10 protein-coding genes are annotated in these 12618 nt (G+C 66.6%); all 10 read left to right on the top strand.

What is annotated here, in order from left to right; all coding sequences use genetic code 11:
• The first annotated feature begins 198 nt into the window (after positions 1-198).
• The 10 genes from ACE3TH_RS05700 (at position 199) to lnt (ending at position 12465) form a co-directional block, all read left to right on the top strand.
• Complete coding sequence (locus tag ACE3TH_RS05700) at positions 199-5091, top strand: NAD-glutamate dehydrogenase (RefSeq protein WP_374598211.1); 4893 nt, start codon at positions 199-201, stop codon at positions 5089-5091.
• 40 nt (positions 5092-5131) lie between these two features.
• Positions 5132-5602 (top strand): universal stress protein, encoded by a 471-nt coding sequence (locus ACE3TH_RS05695; RefSeq protein WP_374598209.1) that lies wholly within the window; start codon positions 5132-5134, stop codon positions 5600-5602.
• Between the two features lie 107 nt (positions 5603-5709).
• Complete coding sequence (locus ACE3TH_RS05690) at positions 5710-6267, top strand: NifU family protein (RefSeq protein ID WP_374598207.1); 558 nt, start codon at positions 5710-5712, stop codon at positions 6265-6267.
• Positions 6268-6301: 34 nt separating this feature from the next.
• Positions 6302-7006 (top strand): tRNA (adenosine(37)-N6)-threonylcarbamoyltransferase complex dimerization subunit type 1 TsaB, encoded by a 705-nt coding sequence (tsaB, locus tag ACE3TH_RS05685; RefSeq protein ID WP_374598205.1) that lies wholly within the window; start codon positions 6302-6304, stop codon positions 7004-7006.
• Complete coding sequence (gene rimI, locus ACE3TH_RS05680; protein ID WP_374598203.1) at positions 7003-7458, top strand: ribosomal protein S18-alanine N-acetyltransferase; 456 nt, start codon at positions 7003-7005, stop codon at positions 7456-7458. Before tsaB ends, rimI begins: the two co-directional genes overlap by 4 nt.
• Positions 7459-7487: 29 nt before the next feature.
• Positions 7488-7970, top strand: coding sequence for a Fur family transcriptional regulator (locus ACE3TH_RS05675; RefSeq protein WP_296167627.1), 483 nt, complete (start codon positions 7488-7490; stop codon positions 7968-7970).
• A 59-nt stretch (positions 7971-8029) separates the two neighbouring features.
• Positions 8030-9424 (top strand): tRNA (N6-isopentenyl adenosine(37)-C2)-methylthiotransferase MiaB, encoded by a 1395-nt coding sequence (miaB, locus tag ACE3TH_RS05670; protein ID WP_374598200.1) that lies wholly within the window; start codon positions 8030-8032, stop codon positions 9422-9424.
• Positions 9424-10407: a PhoH family protein gene (locus tag ACE3TH_RS05665; RefSeq protein WP_374598198.1), complete on the top strand. Its 984-nt coding sequence runs from the start codon at positions 9424-9426 to the stop codon at positions 10405-10407. The genes miaB and ACE3TH_RS05665 overlap by 1 nt, the downstream gene beginning before the upstream one ends.
• Positions 10404-10859 carry an rRNA maturation RNase YbeY gene (gene ybeY / locus ACE3TH_RS05660; protein ID WP_374598196.1) on the top strand — a complete coding sequence of 152 codons (456 nt, stop codon included), beginning with the start codon at positions 10404-10406 and terminating at the stop codon, positions 10857-10859. Before ACE3TH_RS05665 ends, ybeY begins: the two co-directional genes overlap by 4 nt.
• A complete protein-coding gene (gene lnt, locus ACE3TH_RS05655) occupies positions 10840-12465 on the top strand; it encodes an apolipoprotein N-acyltransferase (RefSeq protein ID WP_374598195.1) in 1626 nt (541 codons plus the stop codon). The genes ybeY and lnt overlap by 20 nt, the downstream gene beginning before the upstream one ends.
• The last annotated feature ends 153 nt before the right edge of the window (positions 12466-12618 follow it).

Here is a 12618-nt window from a genome sequence, read left to right as displayed (position 1 = left end):
TCTTCTCGACTCCCAGACATGACGACCGGGCGCCGGCTTCCGAAAGGAAGCCGGCGTTTCGGTTTTTGGGGTTCCGGTCGCCGCTGTCATGGCCTACGGACGGGCCGGTACAGGGTCGGCTTGCCGAAAGTGCGAACCGGCCTAGTGTGTGTTCACCACCGGCGATCCGGAGCGGATCGCGTCCTTACGAGATATGCCATGTCAGGCGAAACCGCAGCCGTGCTTCCTCAGGTTCTGACCCTGGAGGCGCTGGAGGCGAGCTTTGCGATCGCGGTGGGCGGCCCCCCTGGTCCGGCGGCCAAGTCGTTCCTGATCCAGGCGCATGAGGACTATGCGGCAGACGAAGCGCCTGAGCTGGGTGGCGAAGATCTCGCCGCCCTTCTTGCGCAGGCATGGACAGCAGCGGAAGGCCGCACGCACGGCGAGCCGGCTCGCATTACCCTATCACGGCTAAACGGGGTCGATGGGCGGCCGCTGGGATATGACGTCTTGATCGTCATTCAGGACGACCGACCCTTCCTGGTCGACAGCGTCATGGGCGAACTGGCCGAGGCGGGCGTCAGCGTCCGCTGCATGTTCCACCCGGTGACGGACGAGGACGGCGGGCGCGAATCCACCATCATCGTGGTTCTGGACCCTCTGCCGCAGGAGCGCCGCGACGCGCTGGGCGAGGCCATGGCCCAAACCCTGGCGGATGTGGCAGGTGCCGTGGACGACCATGCCGCCATGGCCGATCTGATGGGACGGGCCATCGCCCATCTGGAGGCAGGACCCAAGGGCGTCGACCCCGCCATTCTGGCCGAGAACATCGCCTTCCTGCGGTGGCTGCAGCAGGACCATTTCGTGTTCCTGGGGGCCCGCGACTACGACTATCCGCGGACGGCCGACGGTGGTTACGAGGCCGAGGCGCCGTTGTCTCAGTCAGGCGAAGGCCTGGGCGTCCTGGCCGATCCGGAGCGCACCGTCCTGCGCCGCGCCAACGAGCCCGCCGTCCTGACGCGTCAGATGAAGCGCCAGCTGGACCTGTCCGAGCCGGTCACCGTGGCCAAGGCCAATGCCCGGTCCCGCGTGCATCGCCGCGCCTATATGGACTATGTCGGGGTCAAGCGGTTCGGCCCGGACGGGCGTCCGTCGGGCGAGACCCGCTTTGTGGGTCTGTTCACAGCCGAAGCCTATGACCGCGCCGCCGCCGAGGTGCCCCTGATCCGCGCCAAGGTCGCCAATGCCCTGAAGCGCGGCGGCAAGATCGAGGGCAGCCACAGCCACAAGCGGCTGAAGAACATCCTCGAAAACTACCCGCGCGACGAGCTTTTCCAGATCGGCGAGGACGAGCTGCTGGACAGCGCCCTGGGCATCCTGCACCTCTACGACCGCCCGCGGATCAAGGCCTTCACGCGCAAGGACCCGTTCGACCGGTTCGTCTCCATCCTGGTCTTCATCCCGCGCGAGCGGTTCCACGCCTCGGTGCGTGAGCGGATCGGACGGCTGCTGGCCCAGGCCTGGGGCGGGCGCATTTCGGCCTGGTATCCGCAGTTGTCGGACCAGCCGCTGGTGCGCATCCATTACATCATCGGCATCACGCCCGGCGATCATCCCTGCCCTGACCCCGCCGAAATTGACGCCATGGTCCAGGAGGCGGGGCGCGGCTGGGTCGATCGTTTCGAGAGCGCCCTGCGCGAGGCGGGCGTGGACGACGTCTCCGTCGGCCCGACCAGCGCCCGCTGGGCCGAGGCCTACGGCGCCGGCTATCGCGACCGCTATACCGCCGCCGAGGCCGTGCTGGACTTCCAGCAGATCGACCGGCTGAGTGCGTCCGGCATCCCCGACGCCGATGGCGGCGACCACAGCGATGCAGTGGCCATTCGCGCCTTCCGTACGGCCGAGGACGGGCCGCTGAACTTCCGCTTCAAGATCTACCGCCGAGGGGCCGCCGCAGCCCTGTCGGACGTCCTGCCGATCCTGACGGACATGGGCCTGAAGACGCTGGAGGAGTGGGGCCATACCCTGCGTCCGGCTGGCGGAGAGGTCATCCACGTGGACGAATTCTTGATGGAAGACCCGCGCGGCGGCGATCTGAAGTTCGAGGATGTTTGTAAGCCCTTCGAGGATGCCTTCGCCGCCGTCTGGCGCGGTCAGACCGAAAGCGACGGCTTCAACCGGTTGGTGATCGAACTGGGCGTCGACTGGCGAGAGGCGGCCCTGATCCGCACCCTCGCCCGCTATCGCCAGCAGACAGGCATGGACCCCAGCCAGGCCGTGCAGGAAGAGGCCCTGCGCGACTATCCGGCCGTGGCGCGCAGCCTGCTGAAGCTGTTCGACACCAAGTTCAATCCGGCGGCGGGCGGCGACGCCGCATCGCGCGAGGCCGAGGTGAAGGCGGTCTTCGACCAGATCATCGACCAGCTTCAGGCGGTGAAGAGCCTGGACCACGACCGCGCCCTGCGTCGCCTGGCCCTGCTTGTCCAGGCGACCAAGCGCACCAACTATTTCGAGGTCGGTGAGGACGGGCGGCCCAAGCCTTATATCTCGATCAAGATCGCCTCGCGCGAGCTGGAAGATTCGCCCCTGCCCAAACCGTTCAGGGAAATCTTCGTCTGGGCCCCGTGGATCGAGGGCGTGCATCTGCGCTTCGGTCCCGTGGCGCGCGGGGGCCTGCGGTGGTCGGACCGCCGCGACGACTTCCGCACCGAGGTGCTGGGTCTGGTCAAGGCTCAGCAGGTCAAGAACGCCGTCATCGTGCCGGTCGGCTCCAAGGGCGGCTTCTTCCCCAAGAAGCTGGCTGACATCGTCCGCGCCGGGGGCGACCGCGACGCGCAACAGGCGGAGGCGATCCGCGCCTACAAGACCTTCCTGTCCGGACTCCTGGACATCACCGACAATATCGCCGCCGACGGTTCGGTCGTGCCGCCCAGGGATGTGGTGCGGTTCGAGGGCGACGATCCCTATTTGGTCGTGGCGGCCGACAAGGGCACGGCCACCTTCTCCGACATCGCTAATGGCGTCTCGGCGAACTACGGCTTCTGGCTGGACGACGCCTTCGCCTCGGGCGGGTCTGTCGGCTACGACCACAAGGTCATGGGTATCACCGCCCGCGGCGCATGGGAGGCGGTCAAGCGCCACTTCCGCGAGATGGGCAAAGACATCCAGACCGAACCCTTCACGGTGGCGGGCGTGGGCGACATGTCCGGCGACGTCTTCGGCAACGGCATGCTGCTGTCCAAAGCGATCAAGCTGGTCGCCGCCTTCGATCACCGCGACATCTTCATCGATCCGAACCCGGATCCGGCGACCAGCTGGGTCGAGCGGGAACGAATGTTCAAACTGCCGCGGTCGTCCTGGCAGGATTACGACAAGAGCCTGATCTCCAGGGGCGGCGGCGTGTTCCCGCGCTCGGCCAAGTCGATCGAACTGTCGCCCGAGATCAAGGCGCTGCTGGAGATCGATGCGGATGCCGTCGATCCGGCCACCCTGATGCAGGCCATTCTGAAGGCGCCGGTCGAGCTGCTCTATTTCGGCGGCATCGGTACATACGTGAAGGCCCCGAACGAAACCCACGCCCAGGCAGGAGACAAGGCCAATGACGCCATCCGCATCGACGGCGCCGAGGTGCGGGCCAAGGTCATCGGCGAGGGTGCGAACCTGGGCCTGACCCAGGCGGGCCGCATCGCCTATGCGCGTTTCGGTGCCGACGGAGCGGGCGGTCGCATCAACACCGACGCCATCGACAATTCTGCTGGCGTGGACAGCTCCGACCACGAGGTCAACATCAAGATCCTGACCGGGGCGGCCATCGCGTCCGGCGCGTTGAAAGCCGAGGATCGCAATGCGTTGCTGGCCTCCATGACCGACGAGGTGGGCCTGAAGGTGTTGGCCCACAACTACGACCAGACCTTGGCCGTTTCGCTACAGCAGGCCGAGGGCGCGGGTGCCTTGGATGCCCAGCAGCGGTTCATGCAGTGGCTGGAATCCAAGGGCAAACTGGATCGCAAGGTCGAGGGCCTGCCCGACGACCTGCGCCTGGCCGAGATGAAGACGACGGGTCAGGCCCTGACCCGGCCTGAACTGGCGGTGCTCACGGCCTATTCCAAGCTGGAACTGTTCGACGACATCGTGGCCTCCAAGGCTCCGGACGATGCCTTTTTCAAGAAGACCTTGGTCGACTATTTCCCGGCTCCGCTGGCGAAGTACGAGGCGGATATGCAGCGCCACCGGCTGCGGCGCGAGATCATCTCGACGGTGTTGTCCAACGAGATCGTCAACATGGCCGGGGCGACCTTCCCCGAACGGCTGCGCATTTCGGCCCAGTGCGACACCGGGGCCATGGTTCTGGCGTTCGAGGCCGCGCGTCAGGTGTTCCGCCTCGATGAAGCCTGGGCGCAGGTCTCGGCCCTGGACGGCAAGATCCCGGCCGAGGCCCAGACGGCGCTGTATGCTGAAATTTCCACCGTCCTGCGGCGCCAGACCTCCTGGTTGGCGCGCCGGGCCATGCAGCCGGGCGCGAGCGTCGACAGCCTGATTGCCGCCTATCGCCCCGCCGCTGACGCGCTGCGTGCCGCTGGCGGGTCAGTACTGTCGCGCTTCGAACAAGGCCGACTGGACAGCCGGGTCCAGGCCTTTGTGGCCCTGGGTGCCAGCGAGGCCATGGCGCGCGACTTCGCGATGCTGAGGCCACTGGTCGCCACCGCCGACATCGGCGATCTGGCGCGCGAGGCGGGCTGGCCGGAACCGGCCATGGCCATGCTGTATCACCAGGTCGGGGCCGCCTTCGACTTTGACCGTCTGCGGGCCGCAGCGGGCAATGTGCCGTCCATGGACCATTTCGACCGCCTGGCCGTGCGTCGCCTGATCGAGGACCTGATGGCCGAGCAGCTGGTCCTGACGCGCGCTGTGGCCAAGGCTTCGGGTGTGGGCGTGGGGGCCAGCGAGGCTTCCGCGGAAGCAGCCGTCGACGCCTGGATCGGCCCGCGCCTGAAGACGGTGGAAGGCGTCCGCGCCTCGGTCGACGAGATCGAGGCCTCGGGCACCGGCTGGAGCTTCGCCAAGCTGACGATCGCTAATTCGGTCCTCCGGGAAATTGCGAGCTCGGTTTAGGACTGTGATAGCGTCGCCGATCTGACGGGAGGCCATTTCGATGCCGCGCAAGTTTCTGGTGGTGGTGGACGACAGTCCCGAGTTCGAGGCGGCGCTGCGTTATGCCTCGCGACGGGCCCGCTCGACGGGGGGGCGGGTGGCCCTGCTGCGGGTCATTCCGCCGGCGGCGTCAGACGCGCACTGGGCGGGCGTGCGTGAGGAAATCGAGCGTCAGACGCGGGCGGAGGCCGAGACCTTGCTCAATGGCTGGGCCGAGCAGGCGCATCAGCGGTCGGGAGAAATGCCGGTCCTTCTGATCGAGCGCGGCGAACCCCAGGCCGCCATCCGCAAGGTCGTCGGCGAGGACAATGAGATCAAAATCCTGGTCCTGGCCTCGGGCGAAGGCTCTCGCGGTGCCGGGCCGCTGGTCACGGCTGTGCTGAAGCACGGTGCTGCGTTCACGGGCCGCAAGCTGCCGGTGACGATCGTCCCCGGCGAGCTGACCGAACGGGACATCGAAGATCTGGCTTGATGCCAAGAGAGCGCTAACGCGCGCGACGCGGTCGCTCGCTCCTAGCGCGCGTTGGCTTGTTGCTCCAAGGCCTTGAACACCGAGTGTGCCGGGCGCACTTAGCAGCCATGTTCATCCAGACCGAACCCACCCCGAACCCAAACGTCCTGAAGTTTCTGCCGGGGCGCGACGTCTCGGCCGAGCCGCACGAGTTCCTGACGTCGAATGAGGCATCGGTCTCGCCGCTGGCCGAGGCGCTGTTCGCGCTGGAGGGCGTGACCGGCGTCTTCTACGGACAGGACTACATCTCGGTGACACGCGAGCCGCAGGGTCTGGAGTGGACCCAGATGAAGGCCCCTATCCTGGCGGCCATCATGGATCACTTCGTCTCGGGTGCCCCCCTGATGCGCGGCGGCGATTTCGACAGTTCCAGCCCCGATGGCGACGACACCGAGGTCGTGGCCGAGATCAAGCAACTGCTCGACAGCCGCATTCGCCCCGCCGTAGCCCAGGACGGTGGCGACATCCTGTTCGACAGTTTCGACGAAGAGACGGGGGTACTGTCGCTGCGACTGCGGGGCGCTTGTTCGGGCTGTCCCTCATCCTCCGCCACCCTGAAGTCCGGCGTCGAGCAGATGATGAAGCATTACGTGCCCGAGGTGACGCGGGTCGAACAGGTTCTATGACGGCGAGATACCTCCCGTCTGGAGATCGTCCAGCATGAGGGTACTGGTCCTAGACACGGCATTGGGACTGTGCACCGCAGCGGTGTTCGAGACGGACGGCTCTGACGTGAAGGTGTTCGGCCTGCGCTCGGAAGGCATGACGCGCGGCCATTCCGAACGGATGGCGGGCATGGCGCGAGATGCCGTGGCCGAGGCGGGCGGGGGCTTTCAGGCGCTGGATCGGATCGGCGTCACCGTCGGTCCGGGGTCGTTCACGGGCCTGCGGGTCGGCTTGGCCTTTGCGCAGGGTCTGGGCGCGGCGCTCGGTATTCCTGTGGTGGGAGTGTCGTCACTCGACGCCCTGAAGGCCTCGGTCGAACAGGCGCAGACAGTGGTCGCCCTGATCGATGCGCGGCGCGGGCAGGTCTATGGTCGGGCGTGGAGAGCGGGTGTCGCGGTCGGCCCTGCAGAAGCCTGGGCGGTCGATGACGCGCGCGCCTTTGTCGCCGAGTTGGAAACGAGTGCGCCTCTAGCGGCGGACGATCGCGTCCATCTGGTCGGCTCCGGGGCTGCTCTTGTCGGCGAGGGCTCGGGCCATGTGATGATCCATCCGCTTGAGGGACCCGATCCTGCGGCTATGGCGCGGCTGACGGCGGCGGTCGATCCGCAGGCTCATCCGCCCCTTCCTCTCTATCTCCGCGCACCGGACGCGACACCGCCGACGCGCCTTCCCGGTCAGGCCAGGGTCGCCCGCTCGTGACGACTTCCATCGCGCCAGTTGTGCGAGGGCCCACGACCGCGGCGCGTCTGGCTGATCTGCATGCCCAGGCTTTCGAGTCGCCCTGGGATGCAAAGGCTTTCGACGATCTGCTGGATCAATCCGGCGTCTTTGCGCTGGAAGCCGCCGACGGCTTCATCCTGATGCGGGCCGTCGCCGATGAGGCGGAAATCCTGACCCTGGCCGTGCGCCCGGCGGCGCGGCAGGCGGGACTGGGCCTGCGTCTGGTCGAACAGGCGTCCGTCGATGCGATGAACCGGGGGGCCACACGCCTGTTTCTGGAGGTCGCAGAGGACAATGTCGCCGCGCGTGCGCTCTACGCCAGGGCAGGCTTCGCGGAGGCCGGTCGCCGGGCCGGATATTATGGGCGTCGGGGCGGGTCGCGCGTCGACGCCTTGGTGCTGACGAAGACACTGACGCAACCGCTTCCCTAGACGGCCCTGGCCCACTATCCTGCGTCTCCATGGACCGGATCGAGAAACTCTGCGCCGAGCGCGGCATGCGCATGACCGAACAGCGGCGCGTCATCGCGCGGGTGCTGTCGAACGCCGAGGATCATCCAGACGTCGAGGAACTATACCGTCGCGCCTCGGCGATCGACCCGCACATCTCCATCGCCACCGTCTATCGCACCGTGCGCCTGTTCGAAGAGGCGGGCGTGGTCGAGAAGCACGACTTCGGCGACGGTCGCAGCCGCTATGAAGAGGCTGGCGACGACCACCACGATCATCTGATCGACACCAAGACCGGCGAGGTGATCGAATTCTTCGACGCCGAAATCGAGCGTCTGAAATCCGAGATCGCCCAGCGGCTGGGCTTCGAACTGGTCGGCCACAAGCTGGAGCTTTATGGCAAGGCCATCGAAGGAGCCGAGCCGTCGGGGCGCGAGGGGCTGATCTTCACGCGTCACGCCGCCCGGGTCGATCCCGCCACAATCGACAGCTGAGCCACGCCCGCTTCAGCCACGCATGGCGTCCGGCGTCGTCTGCGACTAGATAGTCGCCCATGACCGATACCCTCGTCCCGCCTGCGGCCGATACGACGGACGCTGCGCCCAAGCGCCTGTTCATCAAGACCTATGGCTGCCAGATGAATGTCTATGACAGCGAGCGCATGGCCGATGTGCTGCGCCCGCTGGGCTATGCCACGACCGATACCGCCGAGGGCGCGGATTTCGTCATATTGAACACCTGCCACATCCGCGAGAAGGCGGCCGAGAAGGTCTATTCCGAGCTCGGCAAGCTGCGCGAGATGAAGGGCGACCGTGCCGCCTCCGGTCGCGGCATGACCATCGCCGTCGCGGGCTGTGTCGCCCAGGCCGAGGGCGAGGAGATCATGCGCCGTCAACCTGCTGTCGATCTGGTTGTTGGCCCCCAGGCCTATCATCAGCTGCCGGAACTGCTGACCCGGACGGCGCGGGCACGAGGCGAGCGGATCGGGGCCGACTTTGCGCCGAACGACAAGTTCGACGCCCTACCGACGGGGCGAGGCGGCACGGGCGTGACCGCCTTCCTGACGGTGCAGGAGGGGTGCGACAAGTTCTGCACCTTTTGCGTGGTGCCCTATACGCGCGGGGCCGAATGGTCGCGTCCGGTAGCGGCGGTCCTGGCCGAAGCGCGCGAACTGGCGGCTCGGGGCGTGCGCGAGGTCACCCTGCTGGGTCAGAACGTCAATGCCTATGATGGGGAGGGGATAGACGGCAAGCCGTCGAGCCTGGCGCGGCTGGTACATGCCCTGGCCGAGATACCCGGCCTGGACCGTATCCGCTATACGACCAGCCATCCCAATGACATGTCCGACGATCTGATCGCCGCACATGGCGAGCTGCCGCAGCTGATGCCCTATCTGCACCTGCCAGTGCAGTCGGGCTCGGACCGGCTGTTGCGGCTCATGAACCGCAAGCACGGGCGTCAGAAATATTTCGACCTGATCGACCGCATCCGCGAAGCGCGGCCTGACATCGCCCTGTCCGGCGACTTCATCGTCGGCTTTCCCGGCGAGACGGATCGCGATTTCGAGGACACGATGGATCTGGTCCGGCGCGTCCGCTACGCCAGCGCCTTCTCCTTCCTGTATTCGCCCCGTCCCGGAACGCCCGCCGCGACGATGGGAGCCCAGGTACCCGATGCCGTGGCCCGGCCGCGGCTTCATGCGCTTCAGGCATTATTGCTGGAACAGCAGGCGGCCTTCAACGCGGCGCAGGGTGGGCGCACCTTCGACGTCCTGTTCGAGAAGAAGGGTCGTCGGCGCAATCAGGCCATCGGCCGCTCGCCCTATCTGCAGTCGGTCCATGTCGAGGACGCGGATCATCTGATCGGCCAGATCGTTCCGGTTTTCATCGCCAGCGGCGAGCAGAACAGTCTGACCGGGCAGCTGCCCGGTGATTACAAAGGATATTGATGGCTCGGGAAACGGAGTTTCTGGCGCTGGATGATGCAGCTGTTCGTGCCGTGACGGGCCCCAACAGTCGCTATGTCGCCCTGATCGAGGATGCGTTCAAGGTGCTGGTCGAGGCTCCGGGCGGGGGCGTGTCGATCAACGGCGGGGCCCGGGATCGCGCCAATGCGAAACAGGTGATCCAGACCCTGGCGGAAAGGGCGGCCAAGGGGGCCACCGTGACCGAGGCTGACGTGCGCGCCGCCTTGGGCGAGGTGCGCGGCGGCGGGCGCTCGACCGGCGATTTGATGGCCCTGCCCATCGGCAAGCGCGGGGCCATCGTGCCCAAGACCAATGCCCAGGCGCGCTATCTGGAAACCCTGGCGCGGTGCGAGCTGTCGTTCGGCGTGGGTCCGGCGGGCACCGGCAAGACGTTTCTGGCGGCCGCCTACGGAGCCAATCTGTTGCGACGAGGTCAGGTGGACCGGCTGGTCATCACCCGTCCGGCGGTGGAGGCGGGCGAGAAGCTGGGCTTTCTGCCCGGCGACCTGAACGAGAAGGTCGATCCCTATCTGGCCCCAATCTGGGAGGCGCTGAACGATATTCTGGGGGCCGAGGACGTCCAGCGCAGACGCGACAAGGGCGAGATCGAGGCCGCGCCCATCGCCTTCATGCGCGGCCGCACGCTCAGCCATGCCTTCGTCATCGTCGACGAGGCCCAGAACACCTCGCGCCTGCAGATGAAGATGGTCCTGACCCGGCTGGGGGAGGGGGCCCGGATGGTTGTCACGGGCGACCCGTCGCAGGTCGATCTGCTGAACCCGCGTGACAGCGGTCTGGCTCATGCTCTGCGCATCTTGCGGGACGTAAAGGGCGTCGGCGTGCTGGAGTTCGAGGCCACCGACGTGGTGCGCCATGCCATGGTCGAGCGGATCGTGCGGGCCTATGACGCCGACGCTGCGGGCAAACGCCTGCCCGCCGACCTCGAAGACACCGGCCCTGCATGATCGAGGTCGAGATCGACGACGAGGCCTGGTCCAAGGCCGTGGCTGACGTTGTCGCCGTGGTCGAGCGCGCGGCATCCGTGGCATTGCGCGACACGGCCGGTGACGTGGTCGTCCTGCTGGCCGACGATGCTCATGTGCAGCACATCAATGGACAATTCCGTGACAAGGATCGGCCCACAAATGTCCTGTCCTTTCCGGCTCCGGACAGCGCCCGCCCGCATCTGGGCGATCTGATCCTCGCGTACGGCGTTTGCGCGGCCGAGGCGATGGAGCAGGGCAAGTCCCTCTCGGATCATCTCAGTCATCTGACCATCCACGGCGTTCTGCATCTGCTGGGCTACGACCACGAGATCGACGACGAGGCGGAGGCCATGGAGGCCGAAGAGCGTCGCCTGCTTGCCAGCCTGGGCATCGCCGACCCATACAGCGTCAATGAGCCAGACCGCGCCTGATACCGCACCGATGACGACACCGCCCGCCGCTGCTCGGTCGAGTGGCCGGGGTCTGCGCTGGGTGCGGATTGCCCTGGCCATGCTGGCCGGTGCCGGCGCAGCGCTGGCACATCCGCCGTTTGGCATCCTGCCCGGTCTGTTCGGATATGCCCTGCTGATGATCCTGTCCGAGCGATCGGCCACGACGCGCGGGGCCTTCTGGATGGGCTGGCTGGCGGGGTTCGCCTATTTCCTGATCAGTTGCTGGTGGGTGGCCGAGGCGTTTCTGGTCAATCCTGCCCAGGCCTGGATGGCACCGTTCGCGGCCTCGGCCCTGCCTGCGGGGCTGGGCCTGTTCTGGGGGACGGCGACGGCGTTGTATCGCCGGTTCGGCCCAAAGGGTCTGCAGCGGGTGCTGGTGTTCACGGCCCTGTTCTGCCTGTTGGAGTGGCTGCGCGGCCATGTGCTGACGGGATTTCCGTGGAACCCGGCGGGGGCCAGCTGGAAGGCGGGGTCGGCAGCGTCGCAGTTCGCGGCCATCGGCGGCGTCTATGGCCTCAGCGTACTGACGGTCGGGGCGGCTGCTGCCTTCGGTCCTCTGTTCAGTGCCGGACCGCGACGCGGACGGATCGTGACGGCGGCCCTGGGCACGCTGGTCATCGCAGCTCTGGTGGTGGGCGGCTCGATCCGGCTGTGGCAGGCGCGGCTGGAGCTGACCGACACCACGGTTCGCATCGTCCAGGCCAATGTGGCCCAGGCCTCCAAATGGACGCCGGAAGCCTACGAAGGAATCGTTCGGCGCTATGTCGATTTGACCGCCCAGCCCGGCGCCGTGACACCTGACCTTGTCATCTGGCCGGAGGGCTCGCTGCCTGCGTCCGGCAACGACGTCTTCGCTGCCGGGGCGTGGGAGGCTGCCTCCATCCAGAGCGCGCTCAAGCCTGGGCAAACGCTGTTGATGGGCCTGGGCATCGGCGAGCCCGATCCGTCGGTGCCGGAGGGCGGGCGCTATTACAACAGCCTGCTGGTCGTTCAGAATCTGGGCGGTCCTTCACCGGCGGTGTCGGCGGCCTATGACAAATACCGGCTGGTGCCGTTCGGCGAGTATCTGCCGGCCGGGCGGTTGATGGGCGCGCTGGGCGTGCGAGCCCTGACCCACATGCCGACGGATTTCAGCGCCGGTCCCCGTCCCGCCCCGATCGACATTCCGGGTGCCCCGCGCGCCCAGCCCCTGATCTGTTACGAGAGCCTTTATCCCGGCTTCACCACGGCGGGGTCGAACAGGCCGGACTGGATTCTGAACATCTCAAACGACGCCTGGTTCGGGGCGACATCGGGGCCGCTGCAGCACCTCAACCTCGCCAGCTATCGCGCGATCGAGACGGGTTTGCCGGTCGTGCGTTCCACGCCGACGGGCACCTCGGCCATGATCGATCCTTGGGGACGGGTGATCGATGGCAAGGCGTTGGGCAGTGGTGAAAGTGGCCTGATAGATGCTGTCCTGCCTCGTCCCACGACCATCACTGCCTATGGTCGTTTGGGCGATTTGACGTTCTGGCTCCTGATAGGAACCGGGTTCGTTGCCGCCATCTTCGGTCGTGCCCAAGACAGACGCAGGCAGGTCTGAAAGACGCGAACGGCAGCGCTATTCGCGTCGTAGGTGAAAACCGATGGTTTTTTTGCAATCCGGGTTGAGAATCTGCGTTCTCAACCGCAATTTCCATGGTGACAGACAGATTGGCTGAGCGCATTCAGGCGTGAGTCGGACGCAAGGATGCAT

Source organism: Brevundimonas sp. (assembly GCF_041919755.1).
Classification (GTDB): Bacteria; Pseudomonadota; Alphaproteobacteria; order Caulobacterales; family Caulobacteraceae; genus Brevundimonas.
The sequence above is the reverse complement of the archived record's forward strand: the minus strand, read 5'-3'. Positions and strand labels throughout refer to the sequence as shown.

What these genes read in the sequence shown, in the direction of transcription:
- ACE3TH_RS05700 (WP_374598211.1), top strand. Translation starts at nt 199, where the DNA reads ATGTCAGGCGAAACCGCAGCCGTGCTTCCTCAGGTTCTGACCCTGGAG.
- ACE3TH_RS05695 (WP_374598209.1), top strand. Translation starts at nt 5,132, where the DNA reads ATGCCGCGCAAGTTTCTGGTGGTGGTGGACGACAGTCCCGAGTTCGAG.
- ACE3TH_RS05690 (WP_374598207.1), top strand. Translation starts at nt 5,710, where the DNA reads ATGTTCATCCAGACCGAACCCACCCCGAACCCAAACGTCCTGAAGTTT.
- tsaB (WP_374598205.1), top strand. Translation starts at nt 6,302, where the DNA reads ATGAGGGTACTGGTCCTAGACACGGCATTGGGACTGTGCACCGCAGCG.
- ACE3TH_RS05675 (WP_296167627.1), top strand. Translation starts at nt 7,488, where the DNA reads ATGGACCGGATCGAGAAACTCTGCGCCGAGCGCGGCATGCGCATGACC.
- miaB (WP_374598200.1), top strand. Translation starts at nt 8,030, where the DNA reads ATGACCGATACCCTCGTCCCGCCTGCGGCCGATACGACGGACGCTGCG.
- ACE3TH_RS05665 (WP_374598198.1), top strand. Translation starts at nt 9,424, where the DNA reads ATGGCTCGGGAAACGGAGTTTCTGGCGCTGGATGATGCAGCTGTTCGT.
- ybeY (WP_374598196.1), top strand. Translation starts at nt 10,404, where the DNA reads ATGATCGAGGTCGAGATCGACGACGAGGCCTGGTCCAAGGCCGTGGCT.
- lnt (WP_374598195.1), top strand. Translation starts at nt 10,840, where the DNA reads ATGAGCCAGACCGCGCCTGATACCGCACCGATGACGACACCGCCCGCC.